We start from the raw sequence: 26489 nt of genomic DNA on the forward strand, positions 1-26489 counted from the left end.
AGCTTACAAGCCTGATTTTAGGCTAGCTTCAATAAATTTGTCTAAGTCGCCATCAAGTACGGCTTGGGTGTTACGATTTTCAACACCGGTGCGTAAATCTTTGATACGAGAGTCATCTAGTACATACGAGCGGATTTGGCTGCCCCAACCAATATCTGATTTGGCATCCTCATTCGCTTGTTTTTCAGCGTTTTGCTTGTGAAGCTCTAGCTCAAACAGTTTTGCTCGCAACTGCTTCATCGCTTGATCTTTGTTCTTATGCTGAGAACGGTCGTTTTGACACTGAACCACTGTATTGGTTGGAACGTGAGTAATACGCACCGCTGATTCTGTGGTGTTTACGTGCTGACCACCCGCACCCGAAGCTCGGTAGACGTCGATGCGTAGATCCGCCGGATTAATATCAATCTGAATGTTGTCATCAATCTCAGGATACACAAACGCCGAAGCAAATGAGGTATGTCGGCGACCACTTGAGTCAAACGGAGACTTACGCACAAGTCGGTGAACACCGGTTTCAGTGCGCAGCCAGCCATAAGCGTATTCGCCACTGATGCGTACCGTTGCGCCCTTAAGACCGGCAACTTCGCCTTCAGAAACCTCAATCACTTCCGTCTTAAAGCCTTTGGCTTCTGCCCAACGAAGGTACATACGCAGCAGCATTGAAGTCCAATCTTGCGCTTCTGTACCACCAGAACCGGATTGAAGGTCAATATAGCAATCTGATGAATCATGGTCACCAGAGAACATACGGCGAAACTCAAGTTTCTCAAGTTTTGCTTCTAGCTCGACCAGTTCTGGCTCAACTTCGTCGAAGGTTTCTTGATCTTGCTCTTCAACTGCCAGTTCCAGTAAACCATCTACATCCTCTACCCCTTGGTCTAGGAGGTCGATAGTCTCAACCACAGCTTCTAACGATGAACGCTCTTTGCCAAGGGCTTGCGCTCGCTCTGGTTCATTCCAAACATCGGGTTGTTCAAGTTCGGCGTTGACTTCTTCTAAACGCTCTTTTTTGGCGTCGTAGTCAAAGGTACCCCCTCAGGATGTTTGTGCGCTCAGACACATCCTGCAGACGGTTTTTGATAGGATTAATTTCAAACATAGTTGCTCAGCATATATGAGTAGAATTTAGCCGAGAAATTCTACTTAAATTTGTGATGAAGATACAGAAAAATATGTGGTTATTAGCAAAGCGCAACCCATTAACCCCGTTGCAGGTTATTGGCAGCGATATCACGATCATTTAGGCAAAGGTAAAAATGCCACAGATTCGCTGTGGCATTTTATTCAATTTAATACTGTACGTTTTCGTCCGCTATCTTGGCTCGATATGATCAACCATTAATTGCAGTGACTGATTGCCTCTAAACTCATTGATATCCAGCTTGTATGCCAAGGTTACCGTTTTCACCGACGCATCGGGCCAGCGCCGTAAATCGACATTGAAAGCAATCGCATCCAGAATCACATTGCTGGCGAAGCCTTTGAACAGCGGCTCAACCATCAACTTTAGATGTTTTTCTCCCACCAACTTTTGGTGCAATACCTTAAATTCACCATCAAAAATCGGTTCTGGAAACGCTTGTCCCCACGGTCCACCGGAGCGCAATACCTGTGCTGTCGACATCGAGAACTCTTCGGGTTTAAGCTCACCGTCAGAAAGGATAATCCCTTTAAGCGCCGTGTCCCCTAACTCTTGTCGCACCGCTTGATCGAACAACTGGCTAAATCGCTCAAAATCTGGCTCTTTGATGGTTAGGCCCGCCGCCATCGCATGACCACCGAACTTCAGAATTAGGTCGGGGTTTTGGGTATCAATACGATCCAGAACGTCTCTCATATGCAACCCTTGAATAGAGCGGCATGAGCCTTTAATGGTTCCTTCACCACCATCAGCAAAGGCAATAACAGGGCGGTGGAATTTATCTTTGATACGTGAGGCTAAAATACCGATGACTCCTTGATGCCAGTCGCGCTGGAACAAGGCTAAACCATAAGGAAGTTGCGTTTCATCGTTCACCTGAATGCGCTCACAAAAAGCCATCGCTTCTTGTTTCATGCCCTCTTCAATACTTTTACGATCTTGGTTCAAACCATCCAGTTCACTCGCCATACGTCGAGCGGCGTGAATGTTATTACACATTAAAAGTTCGACGCCGAAAGACATATCATCTAAGCGTCCAGCCGCATTGATTCTCGGTCCGAGTGCAAAACCAAAGTCTGCGGCCACCAACTTACTTGCGTCTCGTTTAGCTATTTCAATTAAGGCTTGAATGCCCGGTCTCGCTTTACCCGCTCTGATACGTTGCAGACCTTGATGCACAAGAATGCGGTTATTTTCATCCAGTGCCACCACGTCGGCAACGGTTCCAAGCGCCACAAGATCGATCAGCTCCATCAGCTTTGGCTCGCTCATACCTTGCTGCTGAAACCAATCCAACTTTCTCATGTGAACACATAAAGCCATCATCAAATAGAAAGCCACACCGACTCCAGCCAGTGACTTAGATGGAAAACCGCAATCATCTAAGTTGGGGTTAACCATCGCGTCCACATCAGGCAGCACGGAGCCCGGTAAGTGGTGATCGGTGACTAAGACAGTTAAACCTTTCTCTTTGGCATACTTCACACCCGCGATAGATGACACGCCGTTGTCCACAGTCATGATCATGTCAGCGCCAAGCTCTAGCACTTGGTCCACCACTTCAGGGCTTAGACCATAACCATCTTCAAAACGGTTTGGCACTAGATAATCCACGTTGCGACTGCCTAACATGCGCAGCGCCAACACAGACAGCGCTGAACTCGTCGCACCGTCGGCGTCAAAATCACCCACAATAATAATTCTCTGCTGCTGCTCGATAGCAGAAAACAACAGTTCGACTGCACGTTCAATACCCGCGAGTTTTTGATATGAGTGCAAACCTTTTGCCGCCGTTTCCAACTGAGAAGCATGAGTGATGCCACGGCTCACATATAAGCGTCTCAATATGTCTGGAATCGTGTCTGGCAATATCGTGGTATCGACGTCAGGACGGCGCTGAATTTCAATCATAGCTGTGTCATCATTCTATTATTGGGTTTGCTCTAATCTTGAAAGTAGATCTTTTGCTGGCAAGTAGCCACTGACCAGTTCACCGTTAGGCAAGAAAATCGCAGGGGTGCCGCTAATACCGAGATCGCGACCAAGGGCAAAGTGTTGAGCAATGGTGTGACGGCACTGGGTTAGATCGCCATCAAATGTTGCTTCGATTCGATTCTCTTTGGCGTCATGCATCGCTTCATTCGGGTTAGTCGAACACCAAATTTTTGCCATCTGCTCAGCCACTGGACCGGAGGGGCCTTGTCTAGGATATGCAAGATAACGAACCGTGATACCTAGATCGTTGTACTGTTTCATTTCTTTGTGCAGTTTGACGCAATAGCCACAAGTGATATCGGTAAATACGGTCACGGCATACTTTTCATTGTCTGCTTTATATTCGATCATGCTGTCTCGCAATTGAGCGATCTTTTCAGCATTAATCGGCGCTTGGCGAGCCGCGAGCAGATCGACGTACTGACCGTTTTCATTCAATGAGTACATTGTACCCGCAATAAAATAGTCACCCGTCGCCGATGAATAAAGAACACCGCTATTGGTGCGCACTTCGTGCAATCCTTCGATGTCCGTCGGCACCACTTCTAACACATCAATGCCGATTTTAGCAAAACGTGCTTTGAGGGCTGCGTCATCTTGAGCAACAACCGCCGTCTCGACCTGAGCCGACTCAGTGGTCTTTGGCGTGCTTGGCTCTTCTGCGCCACATGCCACAGCAAACAGCGGAAGAGTAAGAAGAGTTAACTTGCGTAATACGCTCATTGATGTTTCACCTTTTGGTTCTATAACGATTAAGTTAAATTTAGCTAGCCCTTGGGTGGTGCTGGCTATGAATACTTTTCAGTCGCTCAGTGGCAACGTGAGTATAAATTTGTGTGGTTGATAAGTCACTATGTCCTAGTAGCATCTGAACCACTCTAAGGTCAGCGCCATAATTCAGCAAATGCGTGGCAAAGGCGTGACGCAAAACGTGTGGGGATAGATACTCACTATCAATCCCTGCGACCGTGGCGTAGATTTTAATACGATGCCAGAAGGTCTGGCGGGTCATCTGTCTCGCTCTACGACTTGGGAATACCACATCGGATGGCTTATCTCCTAACAGTTCCGGACGCCCTTTATTGATGAATTCCGTCACCCAATCGACGGCATTTTCGCCCATGGGTACCAAGCGTTCTTTATTACCCTTACCGATCACTCGCACCACACCTTGACGAAGACTGATGTTTTCCATCGTCAAGCTCACTAACTCAGTGACACGCAATCCGGTAGCATAAAGCAACTCGAGCATGGCTTTGTCTCGCAGTTCAATCGGGTCATCGGTATTGGGCGCATCAAGCAGTTCTGTCACCTGCTCTTCGGTTAAGTCCTTGGGGAGTCGTTTAGGAAGCTTGGGGCTAATCAGCAGCGCCGTTGGATCATCTGAGCGTAATTTCTCTCGGTGTAGGTATTGAAACAGGCGACGAATCGCAGACAACATTCTTGCCCTACTCGACTGTTTATAATCCTGATCGGTCAAAAAAGCTTGATAATCCTGTAGCCCAGATAAGCTGATAAAATCGAGCTTATAGTTGTTCGATTTCATCCAACCTAAAAGTTTCATCAAGTCATTGCGGTAAGACGCTAGGGTGTTTTCTGATAACCCTCTCTCCATCCACATAGAGTCAAGAAATTGCTCAACTAAGCCAAGATCTTGGGTGTTGACTTTATTCACTTACGCCTCTGAAATTATTCTTTTTATTACTGTTTACAGGGTATGCGAGAAGATAACAGAAAGCTATAAAAACTCGCTGGTAATACCAATACCACAGTCTAACCATCAGCAAAATAGCTTTACGTTCACCTTCACTCTCCCCATGATTTCGACACAATTTCACATAGACACGAGCATTGGCTTTGAAACTTCTCCTCAGTTGTGTATAAAATCGCTGTCTAATCCAACCTCAACTGACAGTACACGATGAAAATTGGCTTATTTTACGGATCTTCAACCTGTTATACCGAAATGGCAGCAGAGAAAATTCGAGACATTATTGGTGCCGAGCTAGTCGATATTTTTAATATCAAAGAGACACCCGTTGCCCTAATGAATGACTACGACCTGCTGATCTTAGGTATTTCGACTTGGGATTTTGGTGAACTGCAAGAAGATTGGGGCGCGGTATGGAGTGAGCTTTCTGGATTACAGTTAGCTGGAAAACATGTTGCTCTGTTTGGTCTTGGTGATCAAGAAGGCTACGGCGAATGGTTCTTGGATGCGATGGGGCTGCTACACCAAGAGTTGCAAGTCACCGGTGTCCAGTTCATCGGTTACTGGGAAAATCAAGGTTATGAGTTTGAAGCCTCAAAAGCACTCACCAATGATGACAAACAGTTCGTCGGTTTGGCACTGGATGAAGATTCACAGTATGACCTGAGTGACGAGCGGATCGCCACTTGGTGTGAGCAAATCTTGATAGAATATCAAGACACCCTTTAATGCGCGATTGTTCACCATTACTATGAGATCGAACCCGACCAAAGGCTTTCAATTTAAGCAGTTTACGATTCATGACGGACATTCTGGTATGCCCGTCAGCACCGATGGTGTATTGCTTGGCGCCTGGACACAAGTGTCTGGGCAACACGTATTGGACATCGGATCCGGCACAGGTTTGCTTTCTTTGATGATAGCGCAACGTTACCATCAAGCGCAGATCACAGCGGTCGATATCGATAACCATGCCTATCAAGATGCCAGTCACAATGTTGCTCACTCTCCGTGGGCTCAACGCGTGAATGTTATGCAGGGCGATATTGCGGTTATGCCATTCACACACCAGTTTGATACCATCATCTGCAATCCACCTTACTTTAATTCTGGTCAGCAGGCTCAGTCTGCATCGCGAGCCACTGCCCGACATACCGACACGCTATCACACCCAACGTTGCTAAAACGTTGTCAGCAGCTGCTAACGGATAAGGGTAGAGCGAGCTTTGTACTACCAACCGCAGAAGGAATGGCATTTATTCAACTTGCTCAGCAGAATGATTGGCACCTTAGTCGATTGTGTCAGGTTCATACTACTGATAGCAAAGGTTGTCATCGACTGCTTATCGAATTAAGCCTGCATAATCAGCAACAACGAGCAACAGAACAAACCACTTTAGTCATTCATGATTCAAAGGGCGGATACTCGGATGACTTTATCGCTCTGACCCAAGCTTTCTACCTAAAAATGTAATCAAGCGCTCAGCGATCATTTTCCTACCGAATTATTATCAACCACCTAGTATAATAAGGTTTCTTGGGTATAATAGCCGCCCTACTTTTTCCCCGTGTTTTTTTGGGGACCAACACTCGTCTTGTGGAGACATTGCAGTGATCAGAACATTTGCAGAATTAGATTTAGATCCTAGCCTTCTTGAAGCTATTGAGGCAATGGGCTATGAACGTCCTACTGAAGTCCAGGCTCAAACGATTCCACAAGCACTAGAAGCCCGCGACATTCTTGCTTCTGCGCCGACAGGAACCGGAAAAACCGCCGCTTTTGCCATCCCGGCAATCCAATATCTTTTGGACTTCCCTCGTAAGAAAGCCGGACCAGCGCGCGTGCTGATTCTCACGCCAACGCGAGAACTCGCCATGCAGGTTGCAGAGCAAACCAAACAGCTTGCCGCTAACACTCACCTAAAAGTCGCGACCATCACTGGTGGCGTGACTTACGATACCCACGCCGATACGTTGGCTCAAACACAGGATATCGTTGTAGCAACGCCTGGACGTTTGATGGAGTATATTGAGGCAGAACGATTTGATTGTCGTGCCATTGAGTGGCTGATCCTTGATGAAGCGGATCGCATGTTGGACATGGGTTTTGGTCCGACGGTTGATCGCCTGTCTGCAGAATGTCGCTGGCGTAAACAAACACTGCTGTTCTCAGCGACGCTTGAAGGTCGTGGTGTTGAAGGTTTTACCGCTGATCTTCTTAAGAACCCAGCTCAAATCGATGCCGAACCGTCACTACGTGAGCGCAAAAAAATCACTCAGTGGTACCACAGAGCAGACAGCGCTGATCATAAATTGGCACTGCTTAAACATATCCTCACTGAACAAGCTCAACGCAGCATCGTGTTCCTAAAAACACGTGAACGTTTAGCAGAACTTCGCCAGCAGCTTGATAGTGCGCAGATCACTTGCTCTTGGATTCAAGGTGAAATGCCGCAAGATCGCCGCAACAACGCGATCAGTCGTTTTAAAGAGGGTTCGGTTAACATTCTACTGGCTACGGATGTGGCGGCGCGTGGTATTGACTTACCTGACGTTTCTCACGTCATTAACTATGATATGCCAAGAAGTGCTGACGTTTACCTGCACCGTATTGGTCGTACTGCTCGCGCAGGCAAAAAAGGTATCGCGATTTCTATCGTAGAAGCACACGATCAGCCAATGATGGATCGGGTCGCTCGTTACACCAAAGAACTAATTAAAGAACGCTTTATCGACGGCATGCGTCCAACGCACAAAAAGCCAGTGTTTAAAAAGAAAAAGAAAGTTAAAAAAGACGATAAGAAAAAAGTCGTTAAGAAAAAGACGACCAAGAAAAAGTAACTTACTAATAATAAACGCCAATCTCATGATTGGCGTTTTTTTAATGATACATGACGGCAAAAGCCATCGAGGCTTAGGCTTGTTCTTCGCGTTTGAATACTAAGTCTGTTGCGGTCGACTCTTCTTCGACAAAGTAATACCCTGCCACATCAAATTGAGTGAGCGCTTGAACAGAGCTGATTTGATTGTCGATTATATAACGCGCCATCAAACCACGCGCCTTCTTAGCGTAGAAACTGATCACTTTATATTGACCGTTTTTACAGTCTTTAAAGATCGGCGTAATCACTTGTGCATCCAGCTGTTTAGGCTTAACCGATTTAAAGTACTCATTCGAAGCCAGATTCACCAGAACATTATCGCCTTGCTCAGCTAGTGCCGTATTGAGCTTGTCAGTAATGACATCACCCCAGAACTGATACAGGTTTGTACCACGACCATTCGCCAGCTTGGTGCCCATCTCTAGTCGGTAGGGTTGCATCAGATCCAGAGGTCGAAGCAGACCGTAAAGCCCAGATAGCATTCTGAGATGTTGCTGTGCAAACTCGAAATCTTGCTCAGACATGCTCCCTGCATCCAATCCGGTATAGACATCCCCTTTGAACGCTAAAATCGCTTGTCTGGCGTTTTCTTGGGTAAAGCTTTCACTCCACTGCTGGAATCGAGCCACATTCAGCCCGGCGATTTTATCACTCACTTTCATTAACTGAGAGACATCACTTGGCGTCAGCTTTCGACACTCTTCGATTAACTCTGCTGAGTGTTCAACCAGTTCAGGTTGAGTGAACTTGTCCGTGGCCAACTCGGATTCATAATCAAGTGTTTTAGCCGGAGAAACAACGATCAGCATAACTTTACTCTTTATTTATTTTTTCATTGATACCCCAGTATAAAAAAAGCCATGCACTTTCTTCAATGAAATCATGCATGGCTTGTTCTATTTCTGAGATAGATTAAAGCAATGGTTAGTTATTGCTGTTCTCTTTCGTATTATCCCAGATACCCGGTTCAAGCTGAGACTTCAGCTCTGGGTAGTCATTCGCATCAAAAGTCGGCACTTTACCCGCTTTTAACTGGTTGTTGTAATCTTTCGCCAGTTTCACCACGATGCCCGATAGCAAAATGATAGCAATCAAGTTGACGATGGCCATTAATCCCATGGAAACATCTGCCAGAGCCCAAACCGTTGGTAGCGTTGCCATAGAACCGAACATCACCATTGCAAGAACAATCACACGGAAGACATTCAGACCCGCTTTGTGGTTGTGCTCTAAGAAGATCAAGTTGGTCTCTGCGTACGAGTAGTTCGCAATAATTGACGTAAAGGCAAAGAAGAAGATGGCGACCGCAACAAAGATACCACCCCAGTCACCGACTTGCGCACTCAGTGCACGCTGAGTCAATTCGATACCCGTCACTTCACCGTGAGGAACGTACTCACCTGACATAAGGATAATCGCAACCGTCGCCGAACAAATAACGATCGTATCGGTAAACACACCAAGCATCTGAACATAACCTTGTGACGCTGGGTGCGGTGGATAAGGTGTTGCAGACGCGGCTGCGTTTGGCGCAGAACCCATACCCGCTTCATTCGAGAATAGACCACGTTTAATACCTTGGATCATAGCCTGTGCAATCGCATAGCCGACACCACCTGCTGCTGCTTCTTGCAGACCGAAAGCGCTCTTAAAGATATAAGCGAGCACTTCTGGCACTTTCTCGATGTTCATCAACATCACAGCAAAAGCAAGAACCAAATAAGCGACAGCCATCACAGGAACAATCAATTCTGCAGTACGAGCGATCTTACGGATACCACCGAAGATAACAAAAGCAGAAACAAGCACAATCGCGATACCCACAAAGAGTGGCTCAACACCAAAAGCCGTATTCATTGCATTGGCAATCGAGTTAGCCTGTACTGCGTTAAATACTAAACCGAAAGCAATGATTAAGAATACTGAGAACAGGACGCCCATCCAGCGCATACCGAGACCTTTCTCCATATAGTATGCTGGACCACCGCGGTAGTTACCGTCGTCATCACGAGTTTTATACAGTTGCGCTAGGGTACTTTCAGCAAACGAGGTTGCCATACCTAACATAGCGATTAACCACATCCAGAAAATCGCGCCCGGACCGCCCATGGTAAGTGCAACGGCTACACCTGCCATATTACCGGTACCTACGCGTGCTGCTAGACTGGTACAAAGAGCTTGGAAAGAGGAGATACCAGAACTGTCAGACTTTCGGCTGTTTTTCAACACACTGAACATGTGACCGAAATGACGGAATTGAATAAATCCAAGGCGAACTGTGAAATAGATACCCACACCCACCAACAAATAAACCAGAATCGATCCCCACAGAAGATCGTTCATTAAATCGATAATGCCTGTCACTTTAAACCTCTCTTAAAATTAGAGCACCGAGTTGCACGTCCAAGTGCTTCCTAAGTTGTGTTTGTCTACAGTCCATGTATACGGCTAATTTTGTTTCTTTTCAGCACAACTTAGCTTGTTATTCTTATGCGTTGAGAACACAACACAAATCGGCGTACATTTTGACGGAGCGGATTCTGACCCCAAGAGAATCAAAAATCAATATGCACTTAATGGCAATGTTTTGTTATTTTTTACCTTAAAACTACTAACCATTAACAGAGCAAAAAACAAAACACCCACAAAACAAAAACAAAACAACCTCAACAAATTAACGTTTAAAAGCTGCAACTGTTAGACCTGTGGCGTTATCACCAAGCGACCTTAAACCTTGATATAGCAAAGCTTAGACAATATTTTAGAGAATGAAGTACTTTTTATTGATTCTCATTTATCAAGAATACCTCTCGTAGCACATAGACACTGCCCTTCATAAGCCTTTGCACACCTTGTTAACAAACCTACTTAAGAATTTCTTTATTTAAATGTGATTTAAGTGGTTATTTTTCAAACAAAAGTACTTTAAAAAAGTGTGAGATGGTGTTGAAAATGGCATAAAAGCTTCATTTTAGCGAAACATTTGAGAAATATATCAAGGTTAATCTCGCTAGTAATATGTTACTTAAGGGACTCCGTGAGGGGAAACAACAATAGAGAGGTTGCTTATGGACGGCTTTGAACTAAACACTATGATGGACTTTGAAACGACGCGTACACGCGCTTCGCGCTCCAAACCTTCTAAGCGTCGCTGGCGCGAAATAGAAGAGATAAAAGACAAACAAAGACTACGTAAAGAACTCAACGACATGGACATAGGTCTTGATTTCTCTCTAGATGACATCAAGCTTTAAACAAATAATCCCCATCACATCGATGGGGATTATTTTTTACGGCACTAGACAGATTCCAAGTCATTTTGCCTGACTCGTTCAGCCAGTTGGCGATAACGATCAGCAATAGTTTCACCAAACACAGGATCGCTCGCGCTTTCACTCCATTGCGCTCCTACCTGCTGCCAATCCCTAGTGGTAAATGTCTGCTCTATCAGCGGCAATACCTGCTGTTCCTCATTATCAAGATGTCGTTTCTGATCTCGAATAAACTCTGCTAACTGATCCGCGAACAACTCTTTCGGCACAACAGCATCATGTAAAATCATTTCAACTACATTTAAAAAGTCATGGCTTTTTTCAGACAGTTGCTCATGCTCGAACTCTAGGTTGGCGATCTCCTGACGCGAACCATAGTGCTGAATATAGTAGTGATAAAGAATGTCTTCTTTCGGGTGGTGAACCTTATCGGAATGATTCGCTAGATAATCGACGATCTCTTTGACCAAGCCATAGTTAATGGTCTCTTCTTGCTCTAAACGCTGCAGCTTTCGATTCAATATTGCTAGCAAACGAACCATATATCCGTGTTCACGCCTAATCCTTTCTAACATCATAGTCCTCTCTCCATAAGTCCATACGTTTAATAAGTGTATAGCATGACTCCGAGAATGGTTATGACGCTGCTCGAAATTTAAGCACCCAATGGGCAACTAATTTAATAAATATTATTCCGTCAATCTAGGCTGCCAATCAATCACAGGCTTACCCATTTGATTTAGCAATTGATTGGTTTGAGAAAAGTGTCGGCAACCAAAGAAACCTCGATGTGCTGACAAAGGTGATGGATGAGGCGCGGTCAAGATATGATGCTTGCTGCCATCAATCGCTGCGCCTTTTTTCTGAGCGTGTGCGCCCCAAAGCAAAAAGACAATATTGTTGCCGTGTAAATTGAGTGCTTCGATGACTCGATCAGTAAAAGTCTCCCAACCACATTTTGCATGAGAGTGAGCCTTACCTTGTTCAACCGTTAGAACCGTGTTCAACAACAACACCCCTTGCCTTGCCCAACTCTCTAAATAGCCGTGATCTGGGATTTGAAAACCTTCAATATCCTGATTAAGTTCTTTATACATGTTGACCAGTGATGGCGGCGTTTTTACCCCAGGTTTTACCGAGAAGCAGAGACCATGAGCTTGATTAGGTCCATGATAAGGATCTTGCCCAAGAATAACGACATTCACATCGTGAAATTCAGTAAAGCGAAAGGCGTTAAACACGTCAGTCTCAGGAGGGTAGACAACAAGTCCTTGTTCTCGCTGACGCTGAACAAAGGCTAAAGTGTCTTTAAAGTATGACTGTTGTTTCTCTGCACCAATAACATCATGCCATGTAAGTGTGTCCATTGTTTGCTCCTGCTAACACTGATTTAACGAGCAGAAATGATAACACTGTACAGATATAAATCGCTAATTAGCTTAAGAAAAGCCGTCAATAGTCATCATATCGCGTTGCAAACAAACCAGTAGTCAGTTGCAAGTATTGGCAATATCGAGCGAGACGCAAAATACTTCGTGATGATGACGCTTAATGATTATGGCTATTTTTTAACTGTGGCGTTCGATAGTGACCTTGACAGTGAATATGTCTGTTAGGTGCGGGAAGGCGAGCTGAACGGGTAGGCGCGACTCTTGGGGTTGCGGTTCTGGACATAATGACACCTCTCTAAATCACAGTTTTATGCAACGTGCATGTAAATGATTATGAAAGAAAGATGCCAATATTCCAGTTCCAGTAGAAAATTTCTAATCAATTAATGCAAAACGTCTCAATTGTTGGATTTCATCCGACCATATTGATGGTTCAATTGTCTCTAATATCAAGGGGATAGAATCAAACTCACTGTGGGTCATAATATATTGAAAACATTCCCAACCTATATGCCCTTGACCCAGTGAATGATGTCTATCTACACGTCCACCTAATTCAATTTTTGAATCATTCAAATGCATTGCACGTAAATAGTGCATGCCGACAATACGATCGAACTCACTAAATGTCTGAGCACAGGCAGCCTGTGTGGACAAATCGTAACCCGCCGCAAAAGTATGGCAGGTATCAATACAGACGCCGACACGACTTTTATCCTCAACGCCTTCAATGATTTGAGCAAGGTGTTCGAACTTCCAACCAAGATTGCTCCCCTGCCCCGCGGTGTTCTCAATTACGGCAATCACATCCGGCACTCGCTGATGGGCAATATTTATCGACTCTGAGATCAATGCTAGACATTCATCTTCAGAGATCTTTTTTAGATGACTCCCAGGGTGGAAATTCAATAACGTGAGTCCCAGTTGGTGACATCGTTCCATTTCATCAATAAAGGCATTACGCGATTTTTCTAGCTTCTCTGCTTCTGGGGCACCTAGGTTAATCAGGTAAGAATCGTGAGGTAAGATTTGCTCAGGACGATAATTATATTTTTCACATTCTGATTTAAACCGCTCTATTGTCTCCTGAGCCAATGGTTTCGCGACCCACTGTCGTTGATTCTTAGTAAATAGAGCAAATGCATTCGCTCCAATCTCATGGGCTCTCTGTGGCACAAGGTCTACACCACCAGCAGCTGAAACATGGGCACCAATAAATTTTTTCATTTTTTCAAACCGACCTACTTCACATTTTGGAAACTGTTATTTTGTGATCTTCGACTTTCACAAACACCTTTGGAAGCCCTTGATCTTTCGAATTCAGAGCGAAACCAAAGTTACAAATGTAGTTTTATTACAACATTTTTAGTGTTCAACTATTTTTTAATACTTAAATTCAAAGTTGAAATGCAGATTATCACAGGTTTAGTTGACATTAATCAAAAAAATAACCTCAATGAATTTAATGTTTTTTGTTGTAATTTGATCTACATCAATACTATAATTCGCCACAAGAGTTATACATAGACCAGCTCAACAACATTTTGAAAATTAACACCATAAAATACCACTCTAATGTGGACTAGGAGATAGTGATGATTCAAGGTATCCAAATTACTAAAGCAGCGAACGACGATCTACTAAATTCAATCTGGCTAATCGATAGCGATAAAGATGAAGCTCGTTGTGTGGCAGCAAACTCTGGTTTTGAAGCTGACCAAGTGATTGCAGTTAGCGATCTTGGTGAATACGAAAGCCGCGAAGTGGCTATTGAAGCGGCTCCTAAGGTTGAAGGTGGTCAACACCTAAACGTTAACGTTCTTAAGCGTGAAACGCTTGAAGACGCGGTTGCTAACCCTGAGAACTACCCACAGCTTACTATCCGTGTTTCTGGTTACGCTGTGCGTTTTAACTCTCTAACTCCAGAGCAACAACGTGACGTAATCGCACGTACTTTTACTGAATCTCTATAATTCCAGTAAATCATATTTATAAGACGGGCGCTTTTAGCGCCTGTTTTTTTTATAAAAAAACCTCCTAAAGGAGGTTTTTTGTCACTGCAACGAAGAAAATTACTTCAACGTCACGCGAGCAAACTTGCGTTTACCCACTTGATACACCGCTTGTCCTTCTGCTGGCACCAACTTTGTATCTTCGACTTTCTCGCCATCAATTTTCACCGCGCCCTGACGGATCATTCGCATCGCATCCGATGTCGAGTTCACAAGACCTGCTTCTTTTAGCAGATTACCAATTGGCATCCCCGCTTCAAGTTCAAACTCAGGCATTTCGTCTGGCATTGCACCTTTCTGGAAACGGTTGATGAATTCTTGCTCTGCTGCATCAGCATCCGCTTCTGAATGGAAACGAGCGATGATTTCTTTCGCCAATAGAATCTTGATGTCGCGCGGGTTCTTGTTGCCAGCTTCTACATCCGCTTTAAATTGAGCGATCTCGCTCAGAGGACGGAATGATAGCAGCTCGTAATAGCTCCACATCAACTCATCAGAAATAGACATGATTTTACCAAACATCTCTGATGGGGCTTCACTAACACCGATGTAGTTGTGAGCAGACTTAGACATCTTCTTCTCACCATCTAAGCCAACTAAAAGTGGCATAGTAAGAACCACTTGCGGTTTTTGACCATGGGCTTTTTGTAGCTCACGACCCATTAGCAAGTTGAACTTTTGGTCCGTACCACCCAGTTCCACATCGGTTTCCATCGCAACTGAGTCATAACCCTGTAGCAGTGGATACATAAATTCATGGATAGCAATTGGCTGACCATTGCTATAACGCTTTTTAAAATCATCACGCTCAAGCATACGAGCAACGGTCTGGTTTGCCGCTAGACGAATCATACCTTCAGCGCCTAGGTCAGATAACCATTCAGAGTTAAACGCAATCTTTGTCTTAGCAGGATCTAAGATTTTGAATACTTGCTCTTTATATGTTTCGGCATTGCGAAGGACATCTTCACGAGTCAGTGGTGGGCGAGTAATGTTCTTACCCGAAGGGTCGCCTACCATACCGGTGAAATCACCAATTAAAAATGTTACGTGGTGGCCAAGATCTTGGAAAGCACGCAGTTTGTTTAGAATAACTGTATGGCCCAGGTGGATATCTGGTGCTGTTGGATCGGCACCTAATTTGATACGAAGAGGACGCCCCTCTTTGAGCTTTTCAATCAGTTCTTCTTCTGGGATTAACTCATCCACACCGCGTTTGATTTCAGCTAATGCTGCTTCAAGGTTCGCCATTCTTGTTCACTCCCACAGATTTGGCAAAAATAGTTTAATTTGACATATTACTTGAATAGCGATGTTTTTTGAAACCAGTTAGACTAATTGCCTTAGGAAATCTTTAAAATAAATTGAATTAATTCACATGGTCTCTATTTTCCAGCGCCTACCTTGGCTTCACCGTGCGCTCATTTGCTTTTTTTCGGCTCTGATCGCGGTAGCGTTAATGCTTCCGGACGCTTCCGAATTACAAAAGGTCGATCCCGACAAGCTTGTTGTCGGTCAACACTATCCCGTTGAAATTAACTTTGATGGCTTACAAATTGGCGACGAGATTTTACCGTCAGTGATTTTAAACTGGGAAGAACATACCGTGCGTTCAGGCGAAAGTGCCGCCGTTCTATTCCAAAGACTTGGTCTTACTCCAAGACTGCTCCATGACCTTCTCAATACCAATAAAGAGATCAAGCAACAACTGACCAAGCTCAGACCCGGCGACAAACTGATATTTGGCTTTGATGAAAACAAGCAATTTGTCAAACTGAAACGAAAAATCAGCGAATACCAAACCTTTAATATTACTCGCACCGATGACGGCTTTACTTCTTCGCTAGACGAAAAAGAGGTCTACTTCCAATACAACTATGCGCAAGCAAACATCTCATCTAACTTCTGGAATGCCGGTATCAGCTCAGGACTGACTGCTAACCAAATTATGGAGTTGGCAGGTTTGTTTGGTTGGGATATCGACTTTGCTTTAGATATTCGTTCGGGCGACAAATTCAAATTGCTTTATCAAGAAAAAGTTGTAGAAGGCGAAGTGGTCGGGCGCGGAAAAATTATCGCAGCGGAGTTCACCAACCAAGGCGATACTTTCAAGGCTATTTTAGACGATAAGACTGGCAACTACTTCGATGAAAACGGTCGAGCAATGAAAAAAGCCTTTTTGCGCTCACCACTCGATTTTCGTCGCGTCACCTCTAACTTTAATCCAAATCGACGCCACCCGGTGACAGGAAAAGTCCGCGCCCACCGCGGTACCGATTATGCCGCGCCCGTTGGCACACCTATTTGGGCAGCGGGTGATGGTATTGTACAGAAGTCTAGCTACAACCAATTCAACGGCAACTATATCTTTATTAAGCACAGTAATACCTATATTACCAAGTACTTGCACCTTCAGAAGCGTAGCGTAAAAACCGGTCAAAGAGTCAAGCAAGGACAAACCATCGGAACCCTTGGTGGTACTGGTCGAGTTACAGGACCGCATCTGCACTATGAATTTTTGGTTAATGGGGTGCACAAAAACGCTCGCACGGTCAAGCTACCTCAATCTAAATCACTGACAGGCAAAGCGAAGCAAACTTTCTTAGCCAATGCCGAGAATAGGCTTGAGACTATGCAGAGATACAGCCAGTTGTTATTTGCTAATCACTAATAACTTGTATCTTGTTCTCAATAAAAAAAACGCTTTCCCGATGGGAAAGCGTTTTTTCTTTGTGGCTCAGTTCTTAGTGACTCATGTCGGAGTAACTATAAGTAGCCACTAGTCTTGCGATTTGTTTTCTGGCTGCTTGCTTTTGCTTTCGTGCTGCTTACTTTCTTGCTTTTTGTTCTCTTGCTTTTTGTTCTCTTGCTTAGCTTTTGGGTTATCGGTATACATCTCTTCGATTTCATCTTGATAGCGATCATTAATCACCTTACGACGCAGTTTTTGCGTTGGTGTTAACTCTCCTTGATCCATAGAGAAACCTTTGGGAAGCAACTTAAACTTTTTCACCTGCTCAAACTTTGCTAATTCGGTTTGTAGACCTGAAATACGCTTCTCAAACATTTCGACGATTTGGTGATGTTTAATCAGCTCCAATCGATCTTGATAAGCAATGTTCAACTCTTTTGCATACTCTTCTAGAGTATCGAAGCACGGTACAATCAGCGCTGATACAAACTTTCTGGTGTCAGCAATGACCGCGATTTGTTCAATGTAATGATCTTTACCAATCGCACCCTCAATCGCCTGAGGCGCAATATACTTACCATTCGAAGTCTTCATCAACTCTTTAATACGGTCGGTAATAAACAGGTTCCCCTGCTCATCAAACTCACCCGCGTCACCCGTTTTGAGGAAGCCTTCGCTATCAAAGGTTTTCTTGGTTTCTTCTGGTAGTTTGTAGTAGCCGCGCATCACCATAGGACCACGCACTAAGATCTCACTGTTTTCACCAATTTTAACCTCAGCCCCCGGCATCGGCATACCAATTGAACTTGGGTTGTAGCAAGTGTCATCCCAACAAGATACCGTTGCCGTGGTTTCCGTCATACCATAGCCAAGTTTGACGTTAATACCGATCGCTTGAAAAAAGCGACCAATCGTTTCATCCAACTTTGCACCACCGCACGGCATAAAGTTGATACGACCACCTAGCAGTTCACGCAGTTTTTTAAGCACAATCTTGTCGCCCATCGCATGGCTTTTTTGCAACAGCCAAGAGGGCTTCACATCGTCCTGGCGACATTGCGCCATTTTAGCGCCCATGTTCACTGCCCAAGTGAATAAGATTTTCTTGTGAATTGGGGCTTTTGAAACACGCTCGTGGATAGCACTAAAAATCTTCTCGTAGAAGCGAGGGACTGCGCTCATGACGGTCGGACGAATTTCGCCTAATGCATCACGCACCTGCATCGTGTCTTGCAGATAACAGTTGGTGCCACCTTTATAGAGAACATAATAAGTCCATGCTCGCTCAAAAACGTGCGACAACGGCAAGAAGCAGAGCGATACATCGCTTTCGGACAAGCTCAGTCTTAAATCATGCCCTTTCAGTTGAGCGGCGAAATTCGCATAATCCAACATCACACCCTTTGGCTGCCCTGTGGTGCCTGAGGTATAAATCAGTGTCAATAGATCGTCTTCATTCGCTTGGCTGATACGATCATCTAATTCTGTCTGGAATTGACTGTCTGCTTGCTCAATAAATTTCGACCATGAAACTACATAAGGTAGGTCCGGTAACGCTTGCTCGTCGCTCAAAACCACAATCCAGTCTAATTGAGGGCAATCATCAAAAATTGAAATCGCCACATCAAGCTGATCTTGCTCGCCAACGAACAAGATCTTTACATCCGCATTCTGTACAATATAACGGGTTTGCGCCGCAGTATTGGTTGGATAAATAGGCACAGTGACGGCGCGAACTTGCAGCGCGCCCAAGTCAGTGATGGTCCACTTCGGCATATTGTTAGCAATGATGCCGATTTTGTCTTGTATTTGAATTCCATTTTTCAATAGAGCGAGGGAAAGTGAATCGATACTTTTTCCAAACTCTGTCCAGCTGATCCCTTGCCAAACTTGGTTAACTTTGTGTTTTAAAGCAATGCGATCGCCGCCTTGGGCAATACGCTCACGAATCTTTGTTACGATATGGAAATCTAAATTAGCCATTTTCTATCTATGCCTTTTTAGCTTACACATGTAAGCTTTTTCAGCGCACAAGTGTACATCTGAATCTAAAAAAGGCAACAGACTGACATCAAAGTTATCAATAAAAATAGTAACCAAATGGTAGTAAATAGCACAGCTCAGACCAGCTATTTATCACCTTATCATCAGCCTCTATTTCTAAATGGCTGCATAACTTGGAAAATCTACCTTTTCCCACAGACGTCGCTGCAGATCTTTACTGCATACCCAATTGCCTTGCAGCAACCAACTGGCAATTTCGCCGGCCACATCGGGATAAAATACGCGCTCGGCCTGATTTTCATCTAACCACTTTCGAATCGCTGAAGCATCAAGAAAATCCATGCTATGACCCAAACCTAAACTTTCCAATGTCGCTGCGTTACTTAACTGTTCAAATTGACCGTCTAATGGTTTCACCAACAGCTTTTTACCTAAACTCAATGCTTCAGAGGGTAATTCAAACCCACCATTGGCAATCACACCACCACAGCGATGCAAGTCAGTTTGAAACTGTTCATGGCTCAATGGTTTTAAAACCATATTCTCAATATGCTGACATTCGCTCACATCAGGGTGATAACAGATAAATTTGTGGCTTGAGAAGCGCAATAGCACATCGATGATTGCCTGGGTATTTTCAAATGGCAGGTAAACCAACACAAAGTCTTCCATCGTCACGTCATGACCTACGGTATGAACAATGGGTGGCAATATTGGCTGGTCGAAGTGATACCAGTGTAAGCCCAGTTGATATTGAGATGGGGCGAAATGTTGAATCACCGTATCATCCAGCCAGTTTGAGCCCTTTTGTGGCACATCAAATAAAAACGCATTCTGGTGACTAATACTCACGGTAGCAATATTTTGTCTTTTCGCTGCCCATGCGGATACGGGCTCAAAATCATTAATCACCAAATCATAACCAGAAAGATCAAGTTGCTTTACCTCTCGGATGAAACTGGTAAAGCTATTACTCAACGCTGTTTTGATATAGTTCACTTTGCCATTTTGGGTCACAAAGCTCACACCTCGGCGTGTCATATAGTCACCGAAAGGCTCCATGGAAAAAAATTTGTCTTTATCTCTACCGGAAAAAAGATAATCAACTTCTACATTATGAGACTTGAGTGCTTGACACATTGCGCGCGCGCGCGCGATGTGTCCATTGCCTGTTCCTTGAACACCGTACAGTATTCTCATTTACTTCCCTTACATCAAACTCGGTAGGTAACTTAATGCCAATTGGGCGGCCGAAAAACCCAGCACTGCGCCGATAACAACATCAGTAAGAAAATGCACCCCTAATAAGATTCGGGCTGCACCAATTAACGTTGCCCAAATATAGGCAAACAGATAAAAATCGGGATAAAAATGTCCAATAAGCGTTGCCATAACAAACGCAGCAGCGGTATGTCCTGACGGCAAGCTATAACGATCGGAGGGTGTGATATAGGCCTGTAGCAAGTCCGACAACTCTTGAGGGCGACGACGCTTAAAGCTATTTTTGGCAATCCAATAAATTGGTAATTCAATGGCAAAAGCCATCAACCCTGTGGCGAGAAACAGTGCGCCAAACGTGCTATCAAACATCCAGACCAATAACGCAATCACGACATAAAGGTGACCATCACCGGTTTTAGAGATCCAACGACTTATCCTCGCGACTTCAGCATTAAATCGGTGACCTAAGCAAAATAATGAAAATGCTAAATCAAATCTCACTAATGGGGCTATCGTTCTCATCACCTACTCCTTGTTATGGCAAGTAATCCATAATCAAAAAATAGCCAGTTTGAATGACAAAGAGGTGACGGTTTATTTGAGATATGATGAAAGTTGCAGCGAAGTGGTTACTCAATAACCTGGCATCGAAACCAAGTTACCGCCCACACAGATGGTCATTTTTAACAAAGCACAGAAAGGCGGGCAGTAAAATGCGGCTCCCCCATAAAGACGACAGCGGCGGTAATGATCAAGACCATTACCGCCGCTGTTACGTTGCGAATATATTTTGCGTATTTATTTTACTAATTCACTGCACGAATAGTGCAGGCGCTATCCGCTTATCATCAAAGACTAAATTTCTTCATGTTTGTGTACCAACCCCCAATCTGCCAAGATCGCGTACGCAGATGGAATCATAAATAGCACCAACAACGTTGACGCAAAGATCCCAAACACAATCGAGATCACCAGAGGCTGAATAACCTGAGCCTGTAGGCTGGTTTCCATCAGCAGCGGCAGCAAACCAGCAGCCGTGGTCATGGAAGTCAAGAATACCGCTCTAAATCGTTCTCGACTCGCTTTCACCACCGAGTCATGAACGCTCTCTCCCGCATCGACATGGTGACGGATGTATTGCACCAACAAGATAGAATCATTAACCACAATACCCGCTAAGGAAATAAAGCCCATAATACTTGGCATACTTAGCGAGTGACCTAACAGCCAGTGTCCAAATACCACGCCAATAAACGCTAATGGTATCGCTAACATCACCACAAATGGTTCAAAGTAGCTTCTAAATTGATAACTCAAGATAGCAAACACACCAAACAAGCCCAGTAAGAAACCTTTGCCCATGGAACTGCCTGTTTTTGCGGTATCTTTCGCTTCACCCTCAAAGTCAAACCTCAACCCCGGATAAGCTTGTTGGAGTGCGGGAATTTCTTCCGCCTGAAATTTTCGAATGATTTCTGAAGAATTGGCTTTGCTGGTATCAATATCACCAAACACACTCACGGTTCTCAGACCATCTACGCGTTGTATGCGCACATAATTTCTTTGAAAGTCGAGTATGGCAAGCGTGGCGAGTGGCACTTGAGAACCGTCGGCTAAAAAAATAGGGAAATTAGATAACTGCTGGATATCGGCAATATCGCTTCTATCCAATTTCACTTCGATCTTAATGTTCTCTACGCCAACCTGAATCTCATCCGCGGTTTGACCAAAGAACGAGGCTCGAAGTTGACTGGCAATCTGCTGCCCGTTGACCCCAAAACTCTCCGCACCCGGTCTCAGCTTAACTAAAATTTCTTCTTTGCCGAGACGCATGTCATCCAGCACACCATAAACGCCATCAAACTCATTCAGGTATTGCTGAATATCAATCGAGGCAGCTTTAAGTTGCTCTAAGTCATCGTGTTTAATTCGAATCTCCAGAGCACGCCCTCCCGGTCCCATCGTCGGTTGTTTGAAAACTAAAGAGATAGGATCGGTTAACTCCCCAACATCCTCTCGCCAAGCGTCAATAAACTCGTCGATGAGCGTATAGCGCTCCTCTGCGCTGCGTAAATCTAAGCGAACCGTCGCAAGATGGGGACCTGACTCACTGGCATCCTGATTGGCATTAAACTGACTGGTCACTTGCAGAACTAAAGGCTCACCCAACTCAACGTCACGGCTCCACTCTTGGTTGAGTTTTTCCGCAGACTGTACAATATGGTCTACCACTCTTTCAGTTTGCGCCAACGATGCCCCAGGCGGCAAGATGACCCTTGCTTCCGCAATATCACCATCCAAATCAGGGAAAGGGTTAAACTTAACGACGCCGCCGAGAATAAGACTCACCGAGATCAACAACAAGCTAACGACACCGCCCATAAAAGCGTAACGATAGGCGACAACACGACTGACAGCATTCACCAGCGTCGTGTTTCTAAAGTGTTCAAAGCGCACCAACAATTGCTGTTTAAACTTGACGGGTTGCCCTTCCTTCTTCTGCTTATGCAGTGAGTGAGAAAGGTGATTGGGCAAGATCAAAAACGCTTCAACCAAACTCAAGCAGAGCACTAAAATCAGTACTTGAGGGACCGCTTTCAACACTGCCCCCATTTCCCCTTCAAGAAACAGCAAGCTGCCGAAGATACACACGGTGGTCAAAAAAGAAGAGATGACGCCCGGTAATACGGTTTTTACCCCATTAATCACCGCGCTATCGACATCCTGTCCTCGATCTAAATGGGCTTGAATCGACTCGGCAATCACAATGGCATCGTCCATCATAATACCGATCGCCATCAGCAATCCGACGAGGGACATGATATTGATAGAGATGCCGAGATTCGCCATCATAAACAAACCGCCTAAAAACGCGACGGGCAAACCAGCGGCAACCCAGAACGAATATCGAAAACTAAAGAACAGCCACATCGTCGCAAAGACCAATAAGATGCCCTGCCAACCATTTTTGACCATCATGGTCAGACGATCCCACAATACCGACGAGAGATCGTTGGTCATCTCCAAAGTGATACCATCAGGCGCAATCAGCCGCTGATCTTCAACAAACTTGGAAACCTGTTGTTTAATTCTCAGCGCATCGTCTTCTTTGTTTTTGCTGATCTTCAATACCGCGGATGGCTTGCCATTGAATAGCACTTTCTGCTCATCAAGCTCAAAACGGTCGGTGATGGTGGCAATATCTCTTAAGCGAATCAGTGCTCCATTGGCGCTGGAACCCACCACAATCGATTCCAGTTGCTCTGGGGTAATGCGACGCTCGTCAAAGCGAATCAGAAAGTTCTTATCTTCTGTTTCTACATTACCACTGGGCAGTTTGATATTCTGATTGCCTACCTGCACCGCGATATCATTAATACTCAGCCCGAGTTGGCGCATGATCTGGGTATTTAATTCCACTCGATACTGGTGATCAGAAAATCCGCTGACTTCCACTAAGGAAACGCCATAGTCCAGTTTCATGGTACGTTTAAGTTGCTCTGCATACGCTTTAAGTGCCGGCCAATTGGTGTTGGCGGTAATGGCAATATCCACCACAGGTTCATTCCAATCCAACTCTTGAACCACGGGGGATTCGATTTCATCAGGAAAATCATTGATGGAATTGATTTGAGTCTGAACATCCACCAGCATTCGACCGATATCGGCTTTCTCATTCAGTTTCAGCGTTAACCTTGCCGAGCCTTCTATCGCCTCACACTTGGTTTCTTCAATATTCGCTAGACCATCGACGGCATCTTCCATTCGCACGCATAGACTCTCTTCCACCTCTTGCGGTGAAGCACCGGGGTAAGTGATGGCTGCCATAATATAAGGAGGGCTGAACTCAGGGAAGGTTTCACGCTTTATGGTTGAGAGTGAGCTTACCCCCAAGATCAACAAAGCGATCATCAATAGGTTGGCTGCGGTTGGGTGCTTAGAGAAAAAACGTATCATTGCTCAACCTCTTGGCTTTTTTCTCGCAATAACATTCCTTCAATCGCGGGAAGTAGGTCGTTTAATACCACCTTATCACCGCTATTTAACTCCCCCGCAATCACGACATGCTTATCGCGACGAAACAAAACCTCAACTGAACGGATCGCCAAGCGTTGTTGTGCATTCATGATATAGATTTTGTCACCATGAAGCGCTCGCTCTGGAATGACCCAAGACGGATTCGCCTGCCCTTCAATGCTGGCTTTAACAAACATACCGTTGACGAGTGGCGGTATGGTCTTACTGGAATTTTGTTCTATTTCTAAGATCACACCCGCAGTGGCTTGGTTCGGGTCGACGGTCTCGCTGATTCTCGAGACTTTGGCTGGCCAAGTCGCCACTAAGTTACCACTACTCAGTTCGATTGAGGCATGCAGTTTATCGAGTTGATTGTCGAGTTCGTCGCTATCCAACGTCAGGCTATCAAACAACAACTGTAAATCGTGAATTGATAACTGGGCCTCGACTTCCATCACATCGGTTCTGTGTGCTGAAACCATACTTTGTTGAACGTTGACCACTTGGTTGATCTCAACATCAACGGTCGCCACACGCATGGTTTGCGGCATGATGATTTTGGTTTTTTGCAGCGAACGTTGTGCTTCTTCCACTTTTGCTTGATTGACGTTAACCAAAGCTTGGGAAACTTGCCTTTCATCCGGTAACAAGGAGAGCTGATTCTTTATCTCTTGCACTAACTTCTTCTGTGACAACATATTCTGTTGCTGAGTATCCACATCCGATTGCGACGCAAGACCTCGCTGGTTGAGATTCACTCGGCGCTGATATTCATTTTCTGCCAAAGCCAAACGACTGTTTTCAATCTTGAGCGTCTCTTTTAAGTTACTTTCTTCCAGATCTAAACGAGTCAGTTGCGTCTCACTCGATTTAAGATCCGCAATCGCTTGAGAGAGCTTTAGTTGATAATCAAGCGGGTCGATGCGTAAAATTTCCGCTCCCTCAGCCACCACCGAGCCCTTTTCAAGACCGGGGTGCTTAAACGTTACCGCGCCCGTCACTTCCGCTATCGCCTGCCACTCCACTTTAGGCTCGACACGCCCAAAGCCCATCACCAATGGCGCGGTTTTCTGAGTGGATAGCGCCATAACATCAACCACGCGCGCACGATCACCTGCAGGTTTGGTCGGAGCATCTGGACGTAGCTTTACCGCCAAAACCACCGCGATAATACCGATAGCGAGTGCTGGAAAAAATAGGAACTTGTTATTAGTTAATTTCATCATTATTCATCTTTTACGCTGTCAGGTGGGACGAGCAAGCCATGAGTGAGCAAGCGAATATTGTGCTCGAGTAGCTGTTCTAAAAAGTCATCGGTCAGGGTCACACCATGGAGTTGCAACATGGCTGGCGGTGCCACAAATGGGAACACCGTTAGAGAAATAAAAGAAACCTTACACAGAGTGGGATCCACACCCTGCCGTAAATAGCCCAGCTCACTAAGCTTGTGATACATCACATCGTGACCAGGGTTGACCATATCGGTAAACACCTTTTCCATCAAACGCCTTTGCGTCACGGAGGCTGGCATATGCATCACTTGTGATATTAAGCGCGGAAACTGAGGCACTTTCATCATTTCTCGATAATAAATGCGCATAAAATCAAACAAATTATGGTGATCATCTGAAGCAAGCACCTGCTCCAACTTCTGTATCACGGGCAAGATGGTCTCTCGAATCATGGTTTCGAATAACCCCTCTTTATTGCCAAAGTAGTAACGAATCATCGCGATATTCACACCCGCATTATCAGCGACTTGTCGAGTTGATACCTTTTCATAGGGCAACACCACAAACAACTCCCGCGCACGGGCAAGTAGTTGCTCTCTTGCATCCGTCTGCTGTTTAGGTCGCCCGACTCTGCGTTTCTTTGCTTCTGCCATTAATCTGCTTCTACCATTAATCAACTTCTACTATTGCGTTATGCACTCATACCGAGTTATCTATTTTTATGAAGAACCATTTTTTATGACGAACGATTATCTTTATGAAAAACCTTTATCAAAAACAATGACAAATCTTCACTATGTGCGAATAATTAATCGGCGATTAATTATAGGTTAACCCAATCATTTGTCATTACAGAGAAATTAATCACAGATCGCTAAATCGATTAATTGTTTTTACCCAATTTCAGATAACAACA

The 26489-nt window shown here is 44.7% G+C and carries 21 protein-coding genes and 1 pseudogene; 6 read left to right on the top strand and 16 right to left on the bottom strand.

The genetic code is table 11. The annotated features are described in order from the left end of the window. Nucleotides 1–3: 3 nt before the first annotated feature. The 4 genes from prfB to xerD all read right to left on the bottom strand — a co-directional run bounded on the left by prfB (nucleotide 4) and on the right by xerD (nucleotide 4814). A protein-coding gene (gene prfB / locus L9Q39_RS10675; RefSeq protein WP_237485048.1) for a peptide chain release factor 2 occupies nucleotides 4–1102 on the bottom strand; the annotation gives its coding sequence in 2 pieces (ribosomal slippage) (nucleotides 4–1026 and nucleotides 1028–1102; 1098 coding nt in all). 213 nt (nucleotides 1103–1315) lie between these two features. Further along, the gene (recJ, locus tag L9Q39_RS10680; protein ID WP_237485049.1) at nucleotides 1316–3055 is read right to left on the bottom strand and encodes a single-stranded-DNA-specific exonuclease RecJ; all 1740 of its coding nucleotides are present in this window, start codon (nucleotides 3053–3055) and stop codon (nucleotides 1316–1318) included. An 18-nt stretch (nucleotides 3056–3073) separates the two neighbouring features. Next, nucleotides 3074–3862 (bottom strand): bifunctional protein-disulfide isomerase/oxidoreductase DsbC, encoded by a 789-nt coding sequence (gene dsbC / locus L9Q39_RS10685; protein WP_237485050.1) that lies wholly within the window; start codon nucleotides 3860–3862, stop codon nucleotides 3074–3076. Between the two features lie 40 nt (nucleotides 3863–3902). Further along, nucleotides 3903–4814, bottom strand: coding sequence for a site-specific tyrosine recombinase XerD (gene xerD / locus L9Q39_RS10690; protein WP_290369143.1), 912 nt, complete (start codon nucleotides 4812–4814; stop codon nucleotides 3903–3905). Between the two features lie 246 nt (nucleotides 4815–5060). Here xerD and fldB point away from each other — a divergent pair, with 246 nt between their 5' ends. The 3 genes from fldB to srmB all read left to right on the top strand — a co-directional run bounded on the left by fldB (nucleotide 5061) and on the right by srmB (nucleotide 7691). Then, the gene (gene fldB / locus L9Q39_RS10695) at nucleotides 5061–5579 is read left to right on the top strand and encodes a flavodoxin FldB (protein ID WP_237485051.1); all 519 of its coding nucleotides are present in this window, start codon (nucleotides 5061–5063) and stop codon (nucleotides 5577–5579) included. 22 nt (nucleotides 5580–5601) lie between these two features. After that, a complete protein-coding gene (locus L9Q39_RS10700; protein WP_237485052.1) occupies nucleotides 5602–6324 on the top strand; it encodes a tRNA1(Val) (adenine(37)-N6)-methyltransferase in 723 nt (240 codons plus the stop codon). Nucleotides 6325–6461: 137 nt separating this feature from the next. Next, nucleotides 6462–7691, top strand: a complete 1230-nt coding sequence (gene srmB, locus L9Q39_RS10705) for an ATP-dependent RNA helicase SrmB (RefSeq protein WP_237485053.1) — start codon at nucleotides 6462–6464, stop codon at nucleotides 7689–7691. Nucleotides 7692–7764: 73 nt separating this feature from the next. Here srmB and yaaA read toward each other — a convergent pair whose 3' ends face one another. Together yaaA and L9Q39_RS10715 are read right to left on the bottom strand one after the other, a co-directional pair. After that, on the bottom strand, nucleotides 7765–8541 hold the full coding sequence (yaaA, locus tag L9Q39_RS10710) for a peroxide stress protein YaaA (RefSeq protein WP_237485054.1): 777 nt from the start codon (nucleotides 8539–8541) through the stop codon (nucleotides 7765–7767). A gap of 115 nt (nucleotides 8542–8656) precedes the next feature. After that, complete coding sequence (locus tag L9Q39_RS10715) at nucleotides 8657–10096, bottom strand: alanine/glycine:cation symporter family protein (protein WP_237485055.1); 1440 nt, start codon at nucleotides 10094–10096, stop codon at nucleotides 8657–8659. Between the two features lie 704 nt (nucleotides 10097–10800). Here L9Q39_RS10715 and L9Q39_RS10720 point away from each other — a divergent pair. Beyond that, entirely contained in the window at nucleotides 10801–10986 is a 186-nt protein-coding gene (locus L9Q39_RS10720; RefSeq protein WP_237485056.1) for a DUF3545 family protein, read from the top strand. Between the two features lie 44 nt (nucleotides 10987–11030). On the opposite strand, the gene L9Q39_RS10725 is transcribed toward L9Q39_RS10720, so the two are convergent. From L9Q39_RS10725 to nfo, 3 genes are all read right to left on the bottom strand, one after another. After that, complete coding sequence (locus L9Q39_RS10725; protein WP_237485057.1) at nucleotides 11031–11582, bottom strand: hemerythrin domain-containing protein; 552 nt, start codon at nucleotides 11580–11582, stop codon at nucleotides 11031–11033. A gap of 111 nt (nucleotides 11583–11693) precedes the next feature. After that, nucleotides 11694–12371 carry a uracil-DNA glycosylase gene (gene ung / locus L9Q39_RS10730; protein ID WP_237485058.1) on the bottom strand — a complete coding sequence of 226 codons (678 nt, stop codon included), beginning with the start codon at nucleotides 12369–12371 and terminating at the stop codon, nucleotides 11694–11696. Nucleotides 12372–12770: 399 nt separating this feature from the next. Continuing rightward, nucleotides 12771–13622 (bottom strand): deoxyribonuclease IV, encoded by an 852-nt coding sequence (gene nfo, locus L9Q39_RS10735; protein ID WP_237485059.1) that lies wholly within the window; start codon nucleotides 13620–13622, stop codon nucleotides 12771–12773. A 368-nt stretch (nucleotides 13623–13990) separates the two neighbouring features. Here nfo and grcA point away from each other — a divergent pair, with 368 nt between their 5' ends. Further along, nucleotides 13991–14368 carry an autonomous glycyl radical cofactor GrcA gene (gene grcA, locus L9Q39_RS10740; protein WP_237485060.1) on the top strand — a complete coding sequence of 126 codons (378 nt, stop codon included), beginning with the start codon at nucleotides 13991–13993 and terminating at the stop codon, nucleotides 14366–14368. Nucleotides 14369–14467: 99 nt separating this feature from the next. Here grcA and tyrS read toward each other — a convergent pair whose 3' ends face one another. Next, complete coding sequence (gene tyrS / locus L9Q39_RS10745) at nucleotides 14468–15658, bottom strand: tyrosine--tRNA ligase (RefSeq protein ID WP_237485061.1); 1191 nt, start codon at nucleotides 15656–15658, stop codon at nucleotides 14468–14470. Nucleotides 15659–15785: 127 nt separating this feature from the next. Here tyrS and shyC point away from each other — a divergent pair, with 127 nt between their 5' ends. Further along, on the top strand, nucleotides 15786–17078 hold the full coding sequence (shyC, locus tag L9Q39_RS10750; RefSeq protein WP_237485062.1) for a peptidoglycan DD-endopeptidase ShyC: 1293 nt from the start codon (nucleotides 15786–15788) through the stop codon (nucleotides 17076–17078). 198 nt (nucleotides 17079–17276) lie between these two features. On the opposite strand, the pseudogene L9Q39_RS10755 reads toward shyC, so the two are convergent. The 6 genes and pseudogenes from L9Q39_RS10755 to L9Q39_RS10780 form a co-directional block, all read right to left on the bottom strand. Beyond that, a pseudogene (locus tag L9Q39_RS10755) lies at nucleotides 17277–19082 on the bottom strand (AMP-dependent synthetase/ligase); the annotation flags it as partial. A 177-nt stretch (nucleotides 19083–19259) separates the two neighbouring features. Beyond that, nucleotides 19260–20303: an MJ1255/VC2487 family glycosyltransferase gene (locus L9Q39_RS10760; RefSeq protein WP_237485063.1), complete on the bottom strand. Its 1044-nt coding sequence runs from the start codon at nucleotides 20301–20303 to the stop codon at nucleotides 19260–19262. Between the two features lie 9 nt (nucleotides 20304–20312). Next, the gene (locus tag L9Q39_RS10765; protein ID WP_237485064.1) at nucleotides 20313–20846 is read right to left on the bottom strand and encodes a phosphatase PAP2 family protein; all 534 of its coding nucleotides are present in this window, start codon (nucleotides 20844–20846) and stop codon (nucleotides 20313–20315) included. Between the two features lie 333 nt (nucleotides 20847–21179). After that, entirely contained in the window at nucleotides 21180–24281 is a 3102-nt protein-coding gene (locus L9Q39_RS10770; RefSeq protein ID WP_237485065.1) for an efflux RND transporter permease subunit, read from the bottom strand. Continuing rightward, entirely contained in the window at nucleotides 24278–25564 is a 1287-nt protein-coding gene (locus tag L9Q39_RS10775; protein WP_237485557.1) for an efflux RND transporter periplasmic adaptor subunit, read from the bottom strand. The genes L9Q39_RS10770 and L9Q39_RS10775 overlap by 4 nt, the downstream gene beginning before the upstream one ends. A 2-nt stretch (nucleotides 25565–25566) precedes the next feature. Further along, the gene (locus L9Q39_RS10780; protein WP_237485066.1) at nucleotides 25567–26226 is read right to left on the bottom strand and encodes a TetR/AcrR family transcriptional regulator; all 660 of its coding nucleotides are present in this window, start codon (nucleotides 26224–26226) and stop codon (nucleotides 25567–25569) included. Between the last annotated feature and the right edge of the window lie 263 nt (nucleotides 26227–26489).

Origin of the sequence: Vibrio hippocampi (assembly GCF_921292975.1) — a bacterium.
In the GTDB taxonomy this organism is placed as follows: Bacteria; Pseudomonadota; Gammaproteobacteria; order Enterobacterales; family Vibrionaceae; genus Vibrio; species Vibrio hippocampi.